Here is an 18,204-nt window from a genome sequence, read left to right on the forward strand (position 1 = left end):
GCCTCGGGTGGCGGGGGGTTATGGCGGCCCGCGCCCCCCCCGCCCCCGCCCGCGGGGGCGCCGCGGGCGGGGCCGGGGTGTTGCCGCCGTCAGGCGGGGACGGGATCGAGGCGCAGCTCGCGGACGATCTCGCGAGCGCTGGCCTCCAGCGTCGGGCCGGCGTCGGCGCCGACGAACATCTCGAGGTAGGCCCGGTGGAAGCAGCCCGCGATCAGCAGTCGCGCGCTGGCCTCCGGGTCCACCTCCGGCCCTATCCGGCCGAGGTCCTGCTCGGCCGCCAGGTACGCGGCCAGCGGCGCGACCTCGGTGCGCGGCCCCAGCCCCGTGTCGCGGACGGCCTCGCGGAAGCGGACCGTCACGTTCGGCGAGGTGAAAGCGGGAAGTGCCGCACTTTGTACGTCGATGTAGTAATTAATGCCCGCTCGGGCAATGGGGAGAAGGTTGTCCGCTACGCACCCTTTTCCGATGCGATAGGAGAGATTGTGAAGAATGCTCAGCCAGAGCGGAAGGCGGTCCTGCAACAGCGCGAGGAAGTGGTCCACGGAGCCCCCGGAGCGGTCCTCCCGGAGGGAGACGGCCATCTCGAGGATGCGGCGCCTGGTGTCCTGACTTCTTTGGTGCGGGTCAACATGGGAAGTCGCCATGGCGTGCCTAACGTGCGCGGTCAGTTGAGTAGGCATCACGGCGCGAAGCCGAGGGTGTTTTCTGGATTTATCGAGCTTTGTGTCTGGAGCCGCAACTTGGTGCAATCTTGTACGGCCCCGATTATTACCCGAAATCCCGAAAATTTCGCGGTTTTTATCCCTGAGGGTTAGCTGTCAGTGTCCCGGTCGCGGCGGCGCAGGTAACGCTCGAACTCCGCCGCGATCGCGTCGCCGCTGGCCTCGGGCAACTCGGCGGCGTCCTTGCGCTCCTCCAGCTCCTTGACGTACTCGGCCACCTCGGTGTCCTGCGAGGCCAGCTCGTCGACGCCGCGCTCCCACGCGCGGGCCTCCTCGTCGAGGTCGCCCAGGGGCATGGGGATCTCCAGCACGTCCTCCAAGCGGCGCAGCAGCGCGAGCGTCGCCTTCGGGTTGGGCGGCTGGGCCACGTAGTGCGGCACCGACGCCCACAGCGAGATGGCGTCCAGCCCCGCCTCGCCGAACGCGTGCTGCAGCACCCCGACGATGCCGGTCGGGCCTTCGTAGCGGCTCAGCTCCAGGTTCGTCGAACGGGCCAGCGCCTCGTCCGTCGCGCCGCCGAGAATGGGCACGGGCCGGGTGTGCGGCGAGTCGTTGAGCAGCGCGCCCAGCATGACGGCCAGCTCGATGCCCAGCTCGCGGCAGATCTCGATGATGTCGGCGCAGAACGAGCGCCAGCGCATGTTGGGCTCGATGCCGCGCAGCAGCACGACGTCGCGCTCCAGACCCGGCGGGCGGGCGCGCAGCAGGCGCGTCGTCGGCCACACGATCGAACGCGTCAGCCCCTCGCCCATCTCCACGACGGGCCGGGTGACCTGGAAGTCGTAGTAGTCGTCCGGGTCGAGCGCGATCAGCGGCTCGGCCTTCCAGGCGGACTCGAGATGGGCGATCACACCGCTGGAGGCCTCGCCCGCGTCGTTCCACCCCTCGAACGCGGCAATGAGCACCGGGTCTACGAGCTCGGGGAGCCTTTCGAGCTCTATCACGTGTCGCCTCCTCTCTCCATCGTCTCGCTAAGCCTATGCGGTCGGGAGTACTCGGCGTCACCGATCTCCCCGCGAATGCGCAACCCGCGTCTCACGTGCGAACGCGCCATCGCCGTCCCCTCAGGCGAACACCTCACCGCGCCTCCCCACCACCCATCCCAGCCCGCCACTGGACCCGTCCGAAACCCCTACGCCGCCCCGCGTCACCCGTACCTCCTGCACCCTTATCCCGCCTCCACCGCCCGCAACCCCTCCAGCCCTCCTGCACCCACTCGCTCTCCCGCTCCCCACCCCTCCCACCGCTCCATCCACACCCTCTTCCGCACGCCCACACCCGCCCCGACCACACCCGCCCCGACCACACCCGCCCCGACCACTCGCACCGCCGCGACGCCTCTCCTGCACTCCTGCACCCGCCCCGACCACTCGCACTCCTGCCCTTCTCCGGCAGCCGCACCCGCTCACGCCGCCGCGCCTCTCCGGCGCTCCCGCACTCGACCGCCTCTCGCGCTCCGGCGCTTCTCCATCACCCGCTACCCTCCTGGCTTCCACGCCGCCACGCCTCGCGGGCCCACGTCCCCTGCGTCGCCGCCCTTCGCCTCCTGCGCCCCAGCACCGCCCGCCTCCCGCACACCCGTGCCTCCTGCGCCCTGTGCAGGCGCTGCGCCGGACGCGTCCGCTGCGGGGTTTGCGTCCCCTGCGGCTGGTGTGCCTTGTGTGCAATGTGCCGTTCTATGCGCCTGATATGCCCCCTGTGGCCACGTATCTACCCGCTGCGGTGTATACGTGATCTCCCCGCGACCTACGCCACCCGCGTCCCAGGCCAGGGGACACCCGCCGGCCCCTCGCGCGCGCGTGCGCGTAAGACAAGCGGCGAAGGATCAGCGGCCGTCGGTCGTGCGGACGATCAGGACGTCGCAGGCGGCGCGGTGGGAGACCGCGGACGGCACGGAGCCGAGCAGCCGCCCCGCCAGGCTGTTGAGCCCGCGATTACCCACAACCAGCAGGTCGGCGCGGTGCCGGGCGGCCAGCGAGACGAGCACGTCCACGGCGTCCCCCTGCTCGGCGGCCAGGACCACGTCGGAGGCGCCGGCCGCCACGGCGTGCCCGCGCGCCGCCCGCAGGGCGTCGTCGGCCGGGGTGGAGCCGCCCACCTTGTACGCGAGGTCGCCCAGCCGGTCGGCGGCCGCGGCGCGCTCGCTCTCCCGCATCGGCAGGTACGCGCAGGCCAGGACCAGGGTGGCGCCGGTCGCCGCGGCCAGGGACCCCGCCGCGGAGACGGCGCGGAAGGAGGAGGCCGAGCCGTCGGTGCCGACGAGTACGGTGCGGTAGGTCACGGAGACCCCCAATTGGACGCGGCGTTCAATTGACAGTCGGTACGATAGCGCCCGGCACCCATCCCAGGGCCGCCCGGGTCCCCCGGACCCGAACGCTCACGCCCCTGGAGGCCCCGATTTCGCGCCCAAAGCGAACAGGCGTACGGGCCGCTTGCGAGTAGGGCTCCAGGCGCACCCGATAAGCTCTACCCCATGAGCATCTCCCCGTCCTTCCGAGAAGTGTTGTCCCAGCGCGTCATCGTGGCCGACGGGGCGATGGGCACGATGCTCCAGGCCCAGGACCCGACGCTCGACGACTTCCACGGTCACGAGGGCTGCAACGAGGTGCTCAACGTCACCAGGCCCGACATCGTGCGCGGCGTCCACGACGCCTACTTCGCCGTCGGCGTCGACTGCGTCGAGACCAACACCTTCGGCGCCAACCTCGCCGCCCTCGGCGAATACGACATCTCCGACCGCGTCTTCGAATACTCCGAGGCGGGGGCCAGGATCGCCCGCGAGGCCGCCGACCACTGGTCCACGCCCGACCAGCCGCGCTTCGTGCTCGGCTCCATGGGCCCCGGCACCAAGCTCCCGACCCTCGGCCACCTGCCGTACGCCTACCTGCGCGACGCCTACCGCGACAACGCCGCGGGCCTGATCGCGGGCGGCGCCGACGCGCTGATCATCGAGACCTGCCAGGACCTGCTCCAGGTCAAGGCCGCCGTCATCGGCGCCAAGCGGGCCGTCGAAGACTCCGGCCGCGACATCCCGATCATCGCCCAGGTCACCATCGAGACCAACGGCGCGATGCTGCTCGGCTCCGAGATCGGCGCCGCGCTGACCGCGATCGAGCCGCTCGGCGTCGACGTCGTGGGCCTCAACTGCGCGACCGGCCCCGCCGAGATGAGCGAGCACCTGCGCTACCTCGCCCGCCACTCGCGGCTCAAGCTCTCCTGCATGCCCAACGCCGGCCTGCCGGTGCTGACGGCCGACGGCGCGTACTACCCGCTGAGCGCGCAGGAGCTGGCCGACGCGCACGGCACCTTCACCCGCGACTACGGCCTGTCGCTGGTCGGCGGCTGCTGCGGCACCACGCCCGAGCACCTGCGCCAGGTCGTCGAGCGCGTCCGCGGCAAGCAGGTCGCGCCGCGCCGGCCGCACCCCGAGCCGGGCGCGTCCTCGCTCTACCAGACGGTCCCGTTCCGCCAGGACACCTCCTACCTGGCCATCGGCGAGCGCTGCAACACCAACGGCTCCAAGGCCTTCCGCGAGGCCATGCTGGCGGGCGCCTGGGACGACTGCGTCGAGACGGCCCGCGACCAGGCCCGCGACGGCGCCCACATGCTCGACCTGTGCGTCGACTACGTCGGCCGCGACGGCGTGGCCGACATGAAGGAGCTGGCGTTCCGGTTCGCCACCGCGTCCACGCTGCCGATCATGCTCGACTCGACCGAGCCCGCGGTGCTGCAGGCCGGTCTCGAGATGCTCGGCGGGCGCGCCGCGGTCAACTCCGTCAACTACGAGGACGGCGACGGCCCCGACTCCCGCTTCCAGAAGATCATGCGCCTCGTACGCGAGCACGGCTCGGCCGTCGTCGCGCTCACCATCGACGAGGAGGGCCAGGCCCGCACCGCCGACTGGAAGGTCCGCGTGGCCAGCCGCCTCGTCGAGGACCTGACCACCAACTGGGGCATGCGGGTCGAGGACATCATCGTCGACTGCCTGACCTTCCCCATCGCCACCGGCCAGGAGGAGACCAGGCGCGACGGCCTGGAGACCATCGAGGCCATCCGCGAGCTCAAGCGCCGCTACCCGGGCGTGCAGACCACGCTGGGCCTGTCCAACATCAGCTTCGGCCTCAACCCGGCCGCCCGCATGGTGCTCAACTCGGTGTTCCTCAACGAGTGCGTCAACGCCGGGCTCGACTCCGCCATCGTGCACGCCTCCAAGATCCTGCCGATGGCCCGCATCCCCGACGAGCAGCGCCAGGTCGCGCTCGACATGGTCTACGACCGCCGCCGCGAGGGCTACGACCCGCTGCAGCGGTTCATGGAGCTGTTCGAGGGCGTCGACGCGGCCGCCCTGCGCGCCGGCAAGGCCGAGGAGCTGGCCGCGCTGCCGCTGTGGGAGCGGCTCAAGCGGCGCATCATCGACGGCGAGCGCAAGGGCCTGGAGACCGACCTCGACACCGCGCTGGAGCAGCGGCCCGCCCTCGAGATCATCAACGACGTGCTGCTCGACGGCATGAAGACGGTGGGCGAGCTGTTCGGCTCCGGGCAGATGCAGCTGCCGTTCGTGCTGCAGTCGGCCGAGGTCATGAAGGCCGCCGTCGCCTACCTCGAGCCCCACATGGACCGGCTCGAGGGCGAGTCGAAGGGCCGCATCGTGCTGGCCACCGTCAAGGGCGACGTGCACGACATCGGCAAGAACCTCGTCGACATCATCCTGTCCAACAACGGCTACCAGGTCGTCAACCTCGGCATCAAGCAGCCGGTCTCGGCCATCCTCGAGGCCGCCGACGAGCAGAAGGCCGACGTCATCGGCATGTCGGGGTTGCTGGTGAAGTCGACGGTCATCATGAAGGAAAACCTGGAGGAGATGAACTCCAGGGGCTTGTCCGAGAGATACCCCGTCCTGCTCGGCGGCGCCGCCCTGACCCGCGCCTACGTCGAGCAGGACCTGGCCGAGCTGTTCGAGGGCGAGGTGCGCTACGCGCGCGACGCGTTCGAGGGGCTGCGGCTGATGGACTCGTTCATGGCCGTCAAGCGCGGCGTCGCGGGCGCGACGCTGCCGCCGCTGCGCGAGCGGCGCGTCAAGACCGGCGCGGTGCTGCAGCGCACGCCCGTCGAGGAGTTGCCCGCCCGCTCCGACGTGGCCGCCGACAACCCCGTCCCCGCGGTCCCCTTCTACGGCGACCGCGTGGTCAAGGGCATCTCCCTGACCGAGTACGCCGCCTTCCTCGACGAGCGCGCCCTGTTCCTCGGCCAGTGGGGGCTCAAGCCCACCAGGGGCGGCTCGGGGCCCGACTACGACGAGCTGGTCGAGCTCGAGGGGCGGCCGCGGCTGCGCATGTGGCTCGACCGCATCCAGACCGAGGGGCTGCTGGAGGCGGCCGTCGTCTATGGCCACTTCCCGTGCGTCTCCGACGGCGACTCGCTGATCATCCTCGACGACGACGGCAAGGAGCGCACCCGCTTCACGTTCCCGCGCCAGCGCCGCGACCGCCACCTGTGCCTGTCCGACTTCTTCCGCGCCAAGGACTCCGGCGAGGTCGACGTGGTCGGCTTCCAGGTCGCCACCATGGGCGCCAAGATCGCCGAGGCCACGGCCGAGCTGTTCGCCAAGGACGCCTACCGCGACTACCTCGAGCTCCACGGCCTGTCGGTGCAGCTCACCGAGGCGCTGGCCGAATACTGGCACGCCAGGGTGCGCTCGGAGTGGTCGATCGGCGGCGAGGAGTCCCTCGACGACATGCTCAAGGTCAACATCCAGGGTTGCCGCTACTCCTTCGGCTACCCGGCCTGCCCCAACCTGGAGGACCAGAAGCAGCTGTTCGAGCTGCTCGACCCCGAGCGCATCGGGGTGTCGCTGTCGGAGGAGTTCCAGCTCCACCCGGAGCAGGCCACCTCGGCCCTGGTCGCCCACCACCCCGAGGCCAAATACTTCAACGTCTGACCCCCACCCGGCCCTTCACCGCCCACCCCGTCCTTCACCGGCCGTCCGGTCCTTCGCCGCCTGTTCGGTCCTTGGCCGGCTGGCCGGTCCTTGGTCGGCCGTTCGGTCCTTCACCGGGCGTTCGGTCCTCCACCGGGCGGCGGGCGGATGGCGGGCCTCCCCGGCCCGGGGGAGGACGATCGCTCACTGGTCGGCGGGTGGGGGCGGCTTCCCAGCTCGGGCGGACGGCCGCTCACAGGTCGCCGGACGGGGGGCTTCCCGCTCCGGCACTCCACCGGCGCTCATTGGTGGCGGGGAGGGGGCACTCGACATCGCGTCGGTACGCCGTTCACCCTGCGGACGGATGACCGGCGCCCGCTCCCCAGACGGCAGTGCCCCACGAGTCACTGGTGCTGGTGCCGGTGACGGGTGCCGGTGACGGGGGCGGTGACGGGGGGCGGTGACGGGGGCGGCCTCTCCGCGCGTCGGGCGGGGCAGGGACAATAGCGGGCAAAACACTACCGATCGGGGGCATGCATGGAAGCGGTCTTCTTCGACATGGACGGGCTGCTCGTCGACAGCGAGCGGGTCTGGCTGGAGATCGAGACCGACGTGATGGCCAGGCTCGGCGCTCGGTGGACGCCGGAGCACCAGGTTCACCTGGTGGGCGGATCCATGGAGCGAACGGTCGACTACATGCTGGCCGTCTCGGGGGCCGACGTGCCCGCCGAGATGGTGCGGGAGTGGATGACCGGCGGGATGGTGCGGCGGCTGACGGCGGGCGTGCACGTCATGCCGGGCGCCTTGGAACTGCTGATGGCGCTGCGGGACGAGGGGGTGCCCGTGGGGCTGGTCACCTCGTCGCTGAAGGAGATCGCTGAGGCGGTCCTCAAGAGCGTGGGGCGCGACCGGTTCGACGTCGTGGTCACGGCGGACGACGTCACGCGTACCAAACCTGACCCTGAGCCGTACCTGACGGCTGCGCGGCTGCTCGGGGTGGAGCCGGTGCGGTGCGTGGTGCTGGAGGACTCTCCCAACGGCGTGGCGGCCGCGACGGCGGCGGGCTGCGCGGTGGTGGCCGTCCCGAGCCTGCTGGCCATCGACCCCGCCCCCGGCCGGCTGGTGGTGCCGTCCCTGGAGCAGGTCACCGTCGCCGACCTCCGCGCCCTCATCCCGACCTGACCCCCATCCGTCCCCACCACATCCGTCCCTGCCACCCCATCCATCCCTGCCACCCACCTGCCACCCCATCCATCCCCGCCTCCCTGCGTCCCCGCCTCCCTGCGTCGGCCGCATGCTGGCTGCGTAACCCCTTCCACGCGTGCTTGCTGGGTGGCTCCGCTGGTTCGCCCTGTGCCCCTACTCGGCACCGTGCTGGACGTCCTCGCCGATGGTGCCGCCGTCCGGGGCGGGGCGCTGACTGCCCATGGACTCGGGGCGGTGGCCGCCGTGCTCGGCATGAGCGAGTCGTCGGTGTCGCATTCGCTCGCCTCGCTGGAACGCGTGGGGCGGGGCGAACTCGTGCACCGCGCCGCTCCCGTACGGTCGACGCCGCTGGGCGACGTGCTGTTGCCGCGCCCGCGCACCCGCGCCACGCCGCGCACCGGTGCCACGCCGCGCACCGGTGCCACGCTTGCCACGCCAGGCTCGCCGCGCACCTGCGCCACGCTCGCTGCCGTCCGTGCCTTCGACGCCGCGGCGGCCCACACGAGCGGCGCCGCTGCCTGATCGATCGGGCTGGCCGTCCAGCCGGCACGTCGCCGGCCGCGGCCCCCGCCACCCGCCCGCCGACACGAGCGCGACCGCCGCGCCCAGGGATGGGGAGCCGGACCCCTAGGGGGCAAGTGGTTCTTGCGGAGGAGCGGCGGGTGGCGTTTCGCGTGCCAGGATGGAGACGTAGTCGATATGAGGGGCGGCGTGATGTTCAATTCGATCGCCTGGCTGCCGCTGTGCGCCGGACTGAGCGCGGTGGGCCTGGTGTTCAGCTTCCTGGCCTTCAGACGCAGGGGGGCGGCCTCGGGCATGCGGATGGCGGCGTGGGCGCTGCTGCCGGTGGCGGCCTATCTGACGGGCGCGCTGCAGGCGTTGTGGACCATCGGCGCCACCGTCGTGGGTTTCGTGACGCAGCTGGTGTTCAACCCCTTGGTGTGGGCGGGCGTCGCCGTCGCGGGGCTGTCGGCGGTGCTGTTCGTCGCGTCCGGCGTCATGCGCGGCCGGAAACTGGCGAGCTTCAGGAAGAAGACCCCCGGAGAGGCCCCCGAGGTTAAGCCCTCAGCGAACAAAACCGTGCCCAAACCTCAGCAGCCCGCCGTCGCTCCCAAGCAAACTGCCAAGGCAGAGGACGACTTCTCCGATATCGAGGCGCTGCTCAAAAAGCGTGGCATCAGCTGAATACAAGGACGAAATCGGCTGTGTCACAGTTCCGAGACGTAACCGGGACGGCTCGTAGACATTCTCCTCAAGATCGATACGAATGAGTTTCTGGTCAATCACAGTTGAGCCACATAGAGCTCAGAGGGACTAGTCACACCAGCTCAGGCCATAGATTCTGCCTCCTGGGGCCGCGACACGGCGGACCTCGCTCGCATGGGCGCACTACCCTGACCGGGACCGCGCCGACACGGACGATGTCGTCTGGAATCCAGGGGGCTACTGGCATGACCGCACCGCTCGATGTTCCGGAATCGGCCATCGAAGCAGGGCCGGAGACCGTTCTTGAGGGAGCGGAGACCTCGGTCATCAGGGGACGTTCCCTGGGGCAGATCGCGTGGATGCGCCTCAAGCGCGACCGCATCGCGATGACCGGTGGCATCGTCATCCTGCTGCTCATCCTGGTCGCCGTCTTCGCCCCGCTGCTGGTGTCGTGGTTCGGGCACCCGCCGGGTGAGTGGCACCGGGAGAAGCTCGACCCCTCCATCGGCGCGCCGCTGGGCGCCTTCGGCGGCATCAGCAGCGACTTCCTGTTCGGCGTGGAGCCCGACTCGGGCCGCGACCTGTTCAGCCGCGTCCTGTACGGGGCCCGCATCTCGCTGCTGATCGCGTTCTTCGCGACCCTGCTGTGCGTGGTGCTCGGCACCGTCCTCGGGATGATCGCCGGCTTCTTCGGCGGCTGGGTCGACACCGTCATCAGCCGCCTCATGGACATCTTCCTGGCCTTCCCGCTGCTGGTGTTCGCGCTGGCGCTGGCCGGCGTCATCCCCGACAAGGCGTTCGGCCTGTCGGGTGACACGCTGCGGATCAGCCTGCTGGTGTTCATCATCGGGTTCTTCAACTGGCCCTATATCGGACGCATCATCCGAGGTCAGACGCTGTCCCTCCGCGAACGGGAGTTCGTCGACGCCTCCAGGAGCCTGGGCGCGCGCAACCACACCATCCTGTTCAAGGAGATCCTGCCCAACCTCCTGGCGCCGATCCTCGTCTACTCGACGCTGCTGATCCCCTCGAACATCCTGTTCGAGGCCGCGCTGTCGTTCCTCGGCGTGGGTGTGCGGCCGCCGACTCCCACGTGGGGAGGCATGCTGTCGGACGCCGTCCACAACTACCAGGTGGCGCCCAACTTCATGATCTTCCCCGGTCTCGCGATCTTCATCACCGTGCTGGCGTTCAACCTGCTCGGTGACGGCCTCAGGGACGCCTTCGACCCCAAGGCCCGATAGCCCTCGTGAGTTTTCAGCAAGTTCTCAACTCCTAGATACAAGGGGTGTGTCAGGTCGATGAAGACAAGATCAAAGGCGTCGGCAGTGGCGATGACCGCCGCTCTCGCCGTGGTCGTCTCGGCGTGTGGCGGTGGCGGTGGCGGTGCCAAGAGCACCAGCGGCACCGGCAGTGACGAGAAGCCCGCGAGCCAGTACAACGCGGGTGTCACGCAGGTCGTCAACCCGTCGGAGAAGACCGGCGGCACCCTGCACATGGGCATGCCGGGCGACTTCGACTCCGTCGACCCCGGCGACCAGTACTACGGCTACGCGTGGAACTTCTCCCGCTTCTACACGCGCGCGCTGACCATGTTCAAGCCGGTGCCGGGCGAGGACGGCCTGCAGCTCGTCGGCGACCTGGCCGAGGACCTGGGCAAGCCCAGCGACGGCGGCAAGACGTGGACGTACAAGCTGCGCAAGGGCATCAAGTTCGAGGACGGCAGCCCCGTCACCGCCAAGGACGTCAAGTACGCCGTGGCCCGCTCCCTGGACAAGGACATCCTGCCCAGCGGCCCGACCTACTTCAACGACTGGCTCGACCTGCAGGGCTACACCGGCCCGTACAAGATGAAGGACAAGCTCGACGACTTCAAGGCCGTCGAGACGCCTGATGACTACACCGTCGTCTTCCACCTGAAGAAGGCCTACGGCGGCTTCGACTACTTCGCCATGCTCCCGCAGACGGCCCCGGTGCCCGCGGCCAAGGACACCGGCTCGAAGTACAAGGAGCACCCGGTCTCGACCGGCCCCTACATGTTCAAGTCGCACGAGCTCACCAAGCGCATCGAGCTCGTGAAGAACCCCAACTGGGACCCGGCCACCGACCCCAACCGCAAGCAGCTCAACGACTCCGTCGAGGTGCTGCTCGGCCAGAACGAGGACGACCTCGACCAGCGCCTGCTGTCCGGCAAGATCGACGTCAAGATCAACAGCACCGGCGTGGCGGCCAACGCCCGCAAGACGGTCCTGACCGACCCGAAGGTCAAGCAGTACGCCGACTCGGCCGCGATCGACCGGACCTGGTTCACCAACATCAACGGTGACGTCAAGCCGTTCGACAACATCCACTGCCGCAAGGCCGTGATGTATGCGGCCGACCGCTCCGCGATCCAGGGCGCCTACGGCGGCCCCGACGCCGGCGGCGACGTCGCGCTCAGCCTCATGCCGTCGAAGATGACCGGCTACCAGAAGATCGACCCGTACGGCGTCGAGGCCAACCCGACCGGCGACCTCACCAAGGCGAAGGAGGAGCTGACGGCCTGCGGCCAGCCCAACGGCTTCAGCACCACCATCTCCTACCGCAACGAGCGCGCCGCCGAGAAGCTGACCGCCGAGTCGCTGCAGCAGTCGCTCGGCCGCGTCGGCATCAAGCTGGAGATCAAGGGCTACCCGCAGGGCGACTACTTCAAGCTGTACGCCGGCAAGCCCGACTTCGCCAAGAAGAACAACCTCGGCCTCATGGTCTACGGCTGGGGCGCCGACTACCCCGAGGGCTTCGGCTTCTTCCAGCAGATCGTCGACAGCCGCGTGATCCGCGACGCCGGTAACACCAACCTCGGCGTCAAGGACCCGAAGATCGACGAGCTCATCGACCAGGCCGCCGGGGAGACCGACGCCGCCAAGCGCAACGCCATCTGGGCGCAGGTCGACAAGCAGGTCATGGACTCGGCGTTCATCCTGCCCTACGTCTGGGCGCACGGCCTGTTCTACCGGCCGCCGACGCTGAAGAACGTCTTCGTCAGCCAGAACTGGGGCATGTACGAGTACCTCACGCTGGGCACCCAGTAACCGGTCAGGCGACCCCGCCGGACACGTCCGTCGAAAGCAGGTGAAGGCTCCGGCGGCCGGGCTCACGAGGCCCGGCCGCCATGGCCGAGATCAGTGTTCACATACATTCTCAGACGGTTGATAGCGGCCGTCATGCTGCTCTTCGTGGTGAGCATCACGACGTTCGCCATCTTCTTCCTCGTGCCTCGGCTCGCTGGGATGTCCGCTGACGACCTCGCCTCTCGTTATGTCGGCAAGGCCGCCAACGAGCAGGTCATCCACGATACGGCGATCCGGCTGGGGTTCTACGATCCGCTCCTGGTCCAGTACGGGCGGTTCGTGAAGGGCATCTTCGTCGGCGTGGAGCGCAACTACGGCCCCGGCGTCGAGCTGTGCCCGGCGCCCTGCCTCGGCTACTCGTACGTCACGCAGAACCCGGTCCTGCCCGACCTGCTCGACCGCATACCGATCACGCTGTCGCTGGCGCTCGGCGCGGCCCTGGTGTGGGTGTTCTTCGGCGTGGCCACCGGCGTGGTGTCCGCGCTGCGGCGCGGCAGCTTCTTCGACCGCATCTCCATGGGCGTCGCCCTGGCCGGCGTGTCGCTGCCGATCTTCTTCACCGGCATCGTGTCGCTGGCCATCTTCCGCGACCAGCTCGGCCTCGTCGGCGACGTCGCCGACTGGGTGCCGTTCAGCGAGGACCCGCTCACCTGGGCCAACAACCTGATGCTGCCCTGGATCACGCTCGCCTTCCTGTACGCCGCCGGTTATGCCCGGCTCACCAGGGCGGGCATGCTGGAGACCATGTCCGAGGACTACATACGCACGGCCAGAGCCAAGGGCCTGCCCGAGCGGGCCGTGGTGCTCAAACACGGGCTGAGAGCCACGCTCACCCCGGTGCTGACCATGTTCGGCCTGGACCTGGGCCTGCTGCTCGGCGGCGCGGTGCTGACCGAGAGCACGTTCTCGCTGCCCGGCATCGGCAAGTACGCCAGGGACGCCATCGAACGCAACGACCTGCCCCAGGTGATGGGCGTCACCCTGGTGGCGGCGGCCTTCATCATCGTCGCCAACCTGATCGTCGACCTGCTCTACGCGGTCGTGGACCCGAGGGTGAGGCTGGCATGAGTGCGTTCCTCCAGGTCAAGGACCTCAAGATCCACTTCCCGACCGACGACGGCCTGGTCAGGTCCGTCGACGGGCTGACGTTCGACCTCGAACGCGGCAAGACGCTCGGCATCGTCGGCGAGTCCGGCTCCGGCAAGTCGGTCACCAGCCTCGGCATCCTCGGACTGCACAAGGGCAAGGGCGCCAACGTCTCCGGGGAGATCTGGCTCGACGGCGAGGAGCTCGTCGGCGCCTCCCAGGAGCACGTGCGCGGGCTGCGCGGCAAGAAGATGGCGATGATCTTCCAGGATCCGCTGTCGTCGATGCACCCCTTCTACACGGTCGGCGACCAGATCATCGAGGCGTACCGCATCCACCACAAGGTCACCAAGGCCGTGGCGAAGAAGCACGCCATCGACATGCTCGGCCGGGTCGGCATCCCCGAGCCGCAGCGCCGTGTCGACTCCTACCCGCACGAGTTCTCCGGCGGCATGCGCCAGCGCGCCATGATCGCCATGGCGCTGTCGTGCGACCCCGAGCTGCTCATCGCCGACGAGCCCACCACCGCGCTCGACGTGACCGTGCAGGCCCAGATCCTCGACCTCATGGTCGACCTGCAGCGCGAGTTCAACTCCGCGCTGATCATCATCACCCACGACCTGGGCGTGGTGGCCGAGCTGTCCGACGACATCCTGGTCATGTACGCGGGCAAGTGCATCGAGTACGGCAGCGCCGACGACATCTTCTACCGTCCCGAGCACCCCTACACATGGGGTCTACTGGGATCGATGCCCCGGCTCGACCGGGAGCCCACCGAACGGCTGCTGCCGATCAAGGGCTCCCCGCCGTCGCTGATCAACGTGCCGCCGGGCTGCGCCTTCAACCCCCGCTGCCCGTACGTCGAGCGGACCGGGGACAAGGCCAAGTCCGAGGTCCCGGAGCTGCTCCAGACCCAGGGCGGCCACCTGGTGCGCTGCCACATGGACCGGACGGAGCGGCGGGAGCTGTGGGAGAACGAGATCAAGCCACTGCTGGAGACCCAGTGACCGAGCCCAAGAACGAGCCGCTCCTTTCCGTACAGGGCCTGGAGAAGCACTTCCCCGTGACGAAGGGCCTGCTCAAGCGGCAGGTCGGCGCCGTCAAGGCGGTCGACGGGATCAGCTTCGACGTGTTCAAGGGCGAGACGCTCGGCCTGGTGGGGGAGTCCGGCTGCGGCAAGTCCACCACCGGCCGGCTGGTCACCCGGCTCCTCGAACCCACCGCCGGCAAGGTGATCTTCGAGGGCGAGGACATCACGCACATGGGGCAGGGCAAGCTGAGGCCGCTCCGCCGCGACATGCAGATGATCTTCCAGGACCCGTACTCGTCGCTCAACCCCCGCCACACGGTCGGCACCATCGTCGGCGCGCCGTTCCGCATCCAGGGCGTCAAGACCGAGCACGGCGTCAAGCGGGCCGTCCAGGACATCCTCGCCCTGGTCGGGCTCAACCCCGAGCACTACAACCGCTACCCGCACGAGTTCTCCGGCGGCCAGCGGCAGCGCATCGGCATCGCCCGCACCCTCGCGCTCAAGCCCAAGCTGATCATCGCCGACGAGCCGGTCTCCGCGCTCGACGTCTCCATCCAGGCCCAGGTCGTCAACCTGCTCGAAGACCTGCAGAACGAGCTGGACCTCACCTACGTCGTGATCGCCCACGACCTGTCGGTGGTGCGGCACATCAGCGACCGGGTGGCCGTCATGTACCTGGGCAAGATCGTGGAGATCGGCGACCGCAAGCAGCTCTACAGCGCGCCGATGCACCCGTACACCAACGCCCTGATGTCGGCCGTGCCCGTGCCCGACCCCAAGGCGCGCAAGGAGCGCGAGCGCATCCGGCTGGCCGGCGACGTGCCCAGCCCGCTCAACCCGCCGCCCGCCTGCCGCTTCCACACCCGCTGCTGGAAGGCGCAGGAGATCTGCAAGACGGTCGAGCCGCCCCTGGAGGAGCTGGCCAGCGGCCACCGCGTCGCCTGCCACTTCCCGGAGAACGCCCCCGCCTCCGCCGAGGCAGCCCCCGCCACCGCGTCCTGACGGTGTCCTGACCGGGGGTGCGCCCCCGGTCTCAGGAGTACGTGCCCGGCGTGATCAACCCGGTCTCGTAGGCCAGCACCACGGCCTGCACGCGGTCGCGCAGCCCCAGCTTAGTCAGCACGTTGCCGACGTGGGTCTTGACCGTCGTCTCGCTCACCACGAGCTTGGCCGCGATCTCCGCGTTGGACATGCCCTTGGCGATCAGCCGCAGCACCTCCAGCTCCCGCTCCGTCAGCCGGTCCAGCCGCGCCGGAGCGGGCTGCTCGTACGCCGACGGCAGCCGCTTGGCGAACCTGTCCAGCAGCCGCCGCGTCACGCTCGGCGCCACGATCGCGTCGCCCGCCGCCACCACCCGGATCGCCTGCACCAGCTCGTCGGGCGGCACGTCCTTCAGCAGGAACCCGGACGCGCCCGAGCGCAGCGCCTCCACGATGTACTCGTCCAGGTCGAACGTCGTCAGCACCAGCACCTTCGGCACGTGCGCCGTCGGCGCCGCCTCCCGCACGATCCTGCGGGTCGCCTCGATGCCGTCGACGCCCGGCATGCGGATGTCCATCAGCACCACGTCGGGCAGCAGAGCCCGCGTCTGCTCCATGGCGTCCTTGCCGTCGCCCGCCTGCCCCACCACCGTGATGTCGGACTCGGCCTCCAGAATCAGGCGGAATCCCGTACGCAGCAGCGGCTGGTCGTCCACCAGCAGCACTCTGATCGTCATTGGCCGTCCTTCAACGGGAACCTCGCCCGCACTTCGAAACCGCCCCCCGGTAGCGGACCGATGTTGAGGATTCCACCATAGAGTGCGACCCGTTCGCGAATGCCCACCAAACCGTGCCCTGGCGGCGCGGACACCCCGGCCGCGCCCAGCCCGTCGTCCTCCACCCGTACGTCCAGCTCACGGGGGTCGTGGCGGACGGTCACCACGGCCTTCGCGCCCGCCCCGGCGTGCCGCAGGCTGTTCGTCAGCCCCTCCTGGGCCAGCCGGTAGGCGGCCAGGTCGACCCCGGCGGGCAGCGGCCGCGGCTCCCCCTCCACGATCAGCCGGGTCGCCAGCCCCGCCTCGCGCATCTGCTCCACCAGCGCGGGCAGATCGTGCACGCCGGGCTGCGGGCCCAGCTCGGCGCGCGCGTCGGTACGCAGGACGCCGACGATGCTGCGCATCTCCGTCATCGCCATCCGGCCCGTGTGCTCGATCGCCGACAGCGCCTCGCGCGCCAGGTCGGGATCGGAGGCCAGCACCCTGCGCGCCGCGGCCGCCTGCACGGTCATCACGCTGACGTGGTGGGCCACCACGTCGTGCAGCTCGCGGGCGATCCGCGAGCGCTCCTCGGCGCGGGCCGCCCTCGTGTCGGCCGCGCGCGCCCGCTCCAGCCGCTCCGCCCGGTCCTTGAGCTCGTCCAGGTACGCCCGGCGCAGCCGCAGGCTCCGCCCCGCGCCCCACACCGCCACCAGCACCACGGCCACCACGACGTGCTCGCTCCAGCTCGTCGCCCTGACCGGGCCCGCCAGGGCGCCCAGCACGTACGTCACCAGCGAGATCAGCAGCCCCGCCAGCGCCATCGCCAGCCCGCGGTAGGAGGCCACCGAGTACAGCAGCACCAGCCCGGCCAGCCCCGAGATCCCGGTCCCGTAGCCGAGCACGGTCAGCAGCGTCTCGGGCACCAGCTCGGCGCACATCGCCGCCAGCGGCCACCGCCTGCGCGCCGCCACGGGCACGCACGCCAGCACCACCAGGGCCCCGCCCAGCGGGTCGGGGGCGCGCATGCCGTCGACCGCCAGGCCCTGCGCCTCCAGGCGGTCGGGACCGTAGAGCACGAACATCGCCACCGACGCCGCGGCCACCACTCCGGCGAGCACGGAGTCGTGGAACGTGGTCCGGTCTATGCGCACCGCTTCACTGTAGGCCCAGGTGAAAACCCGTAACCTCCTCCCTCGGGAGGATTACCACCCACACGCCCCCGAACCCGCGCCGCCCCGGCGCGGCGGGTGCGCGGGGTGGGTCAGAGTTCGTCGGTGGCGGCGCGGCGGTGGCTGCGGGTGGTGTCGCCCGGTTGGCGGGCCGGGATCGGTGGGGGTGTGCCGCCGAACTCCGGGCACAGGGCCTGGTGGTCGCACCAGTCGCACAGGCGGCTGCGGCGGGCCCGCCACTCGCCGGACTCCAGCGACCGCTCGATCGCCGTCCACAGCGCCATCACCTTGCGCTCGGTGGCCAGCAGGTCGGCCTCGTCCGGGGCGTAGCGCAGCACCTCGCCCTGCCCGCCCAGATAGACCAGCTGCAGCAGCCGAGGCACCTGGCCGCGCAGCCGCCACAGCACCAGGGCGTAGAACTTCATCTGGAACAGGGCCTTGGCCTCGAAGTCGGGGCCCGGCGCGCTGCCCGTCTTGTAGTCGACCACCCGGACCTCGCCGGTCGGCGCCACGTCGAGCCGGTCGACGTAGCCGCGCAGCATGAGCCCCCCGTCGAGGACCGCCTCCACGTAGAGCTCGCGCTCGGCGGGCTCCAGCCGCGTCGGGTCCTCCAGCGTGAAGTAGCGCTCCAGCATGCCGCGCGCCTGGACCAGCCACTCGGCCTGCTCGGCCTCGTCGGCGAACATCTGCGCGTACTGCGCGTCCTCGTCCAGCAGCCGCTGCCACTGCGGCTCCAGGAGCTCCAGCGCCGCCTGGACCGAGCGCCGCGGCGCCGGGAGGTCGTAGAGGCGCTCCAGGACCGCGTGCACCACCGTGCCGCGCACCGCCGCCTGCGAAGGCTTCTCGGGGAGCTGGTCGATCACCCGGAAGCGGTAGAGCAGCGGACAGGTCATGAAATCGCCCGCCCGGGACGGGGAGAGAGCTCCGATGATCTCCGGTTCGGTCAACGTCATGCACCGCACTCTAGGTCAAGACCCCGACAGAATAGCCCTCGCGCCACGATGATCACCCGATCCGGCG

15 protein-coding genes are annotated in these 18,204 nt (G+C 70.0%); 9 read left to right on the plus strand and 6 right to left on the minus strand.

The window, feature by feature from the left end:
• Positions 1-89: 89 nt before the first annotated feature.
• From ACWEPL_RS51445 to ACWEPL_RS51455, 3 genes are all read right to left on the minus strand, one after another.
• Positions 90-359 (minus strand): hypothetical protein, encoded by a 270-nt coding sequence (locus ACWEPL_RS51445; RefSeq protein WP_363969779.1) that lies wholly within the window; start codon positions 357-359, stop codon positions 90-92.
• A gap of 452 nt (positions 360-811) precedes the next feature.
• Complete coding sequence (locus tag ACWEPL_RS51450) at positions 812-1,666, minus strand: PAC2 family protein (protein WP_363969777.1); 855 nt, start codon at positions 1,664-1,666, stop codon at positions 812-814.
• Positions 1,667-2,547: 881 nt separating this feature from the next.
• Positions 2,548-3,003, minus strand: coding sequence for a universal stress protein (locus ACWEPL_RS51455; RefSeq protein ID WP_355200827.1), 456 nt, complete (start codon positions 3,001-3,003; stop codon positions 2,548-2,550).
• A gap of 192 nt (positions 3,004-3,195) precedes the next feature.
• On the opposite strand from ACWEPL_RS51455, the gene metH reads away from it, so the two are divergent.
• The 9 genes from metH (at position 3,196) to ACWEPL_RS51500 (ending at position 15,279) form a co-directional block, all read left to right on the plus strand.
• A complete protein-coding gene (metH, locus tag ACWEPL_RS51460) occupies positions 3,196-6,660 on the plus strand; it encodes a methionine synthase (RefSeq protein WP_452440731.1) in 3,465 nt (1,154 codons plus the stop codon).
• Between the two features lie 516 nt (positions 6,661-7,176).
• A complete protein-coding gene (locus ACWEPL_RS51465) occupies positions 7,177-7,821 on the plus strand; it encodes an HAD family hydrolase (protein ID WP_363969771.1) in 645 nt (214 codons plus the stop codon).
• Between the two features lie 171 nt (positions 7,822-7,992).
• Positions 7,993-8,367, plus strand: a complete 375-nt coding sequence (locus tag ACWEPL_RS51470; protein ID WP_452440732.1) for a hypothetical protein — start codon at positions 7,993-7,995, stop codon at positions 8,365-8,367.
• Positions 8,368-8,559: 192 nt separating this feature from the next.
• Positions 8,560-9,030, plus strand: coding sequence for a cellulose synthase (locus ACWEPL_RS51475; protein WP_350735346.1), 471 nt, complete (start codon positions 8,560-8,562; stop codon positions 9,028-9,030).
• A 266-nt stretch (positions 9,031-9,296) separates the two neighbouring features.
• Positions 9,297-10,295, plus strand: a complete 999-nt coding sequence (locus ACWEPL_RS51480; protein WP_350735347.1) for an ABC transporter permease — start codon at positions 9,297-9,299, stop codon at positions 10,293-10,295.
• 57 nt (positions 10,296-10,352) lie between these two features.
• Positions 10,353-12,122 (plus strand): ABC transporter substrate-binding protein, encoded by a 1,770-nt coding sequence (locus tag ACWEPL_RS51485; protein ID WP_452440733.1) that lies wholly within the window; start codon positions 10,353-10,355, stop codon positions 12,120-12,122.
• A gap of 93 nt (positions 12,123-12,215) precedes the next feature.
• Entirely contained in the window at positions 12,216-13,229 is a 1,014-nt protein-coding gene (locus ACWEPL_RS51490; protein ID WP_357742707.1) for an ABC transporter permease, read from the plus strand.
• Positions 13,226-14,254, plus strand: a complete 1,029-nt coding sequence (locus tag ACWEPL_RS51495) for an ABC transporter ATP-binding protein (RefSeq protein ID WP_350735353.1) — start codon at positions 13,226-13,228, stop codon at positions 14,252-14,254. The genes ACWEPL_RS51490 and ACWEPL_RS51495 overlap by 4 nt, the downstream gene beginning before the upstream one ends.
• Positions 14,251-15,279, plus strand: a complete 1,029-nt coding sequence (locus ACWEPL_RS51500) for an ABC transporter ATP-binding protein (protein WP_363969763.1) — start codon at positions 14,251-14,253, stop codon at positions 15,277-15,279. Before ACWEPL_RS51495 ends, ACWEPL_RS51500 begins: the two co-directional genes overlap by 4 nt.
• Positions 15,280-15,310: 31 nt before the next feature.
• On the opposite strand, the gene ACWEPL_RS51505 is transcribed toward ACWEPL_RS51500, so the two are convergent.
• The 3 genes from ACWEPL_RS51505 to ACWEPL_RS51515 all read right to left on the minus strand — a co-directional run bounded on the left by ACWEPL_RS51505 (position 15,311) and on the right by ACWEPL_RS51515 (position 18,137).
• The gene (locus tag ACWEPL_RS51505) at positions 15,311-15,994 is read right to left on the minus strand and encodes a response regulator (protein ID WP_185076857.1); all 684 of its coding nucleotides are present in this window, start codon (positions 15,992-15,994) and stop codon (positions 15,311-15,313) included.
• Positions 15,991-17,166: a sensor histidine kinase gene (locus ACWEPL_RS51510; protein WP_452440734.1), complete on the minus strand. Its 1,176-nt coding sequence runs from the start codon at positions 17,164-17,166 to the stop codon at positions 15,991-15,993. Before ACWEPL_RS51510 ends, ACWEPL_RS51505 begins: the two co-directional genes overlap by 4 nt.
• A 110-nt stretch (positions 17,167-17,276) precedes the next feature.
• Positions 17,277-18,137: a RecB family exonuclease gene (locus ACWEPL_RS51515; protein WP_357742721.1), complete on the minus strand. Its 861-nt coding sequence runs from the start codon at positions 18,135-18,137 to the stop codon at positions 17,277-17,279.
• Between the last annotated feature and the right edge of the window lie 67 nt (positions 18,138-18,204).

It is taken from the genome of Nonomuraea sp. NPDC004186, assembly GCF_053603495.1.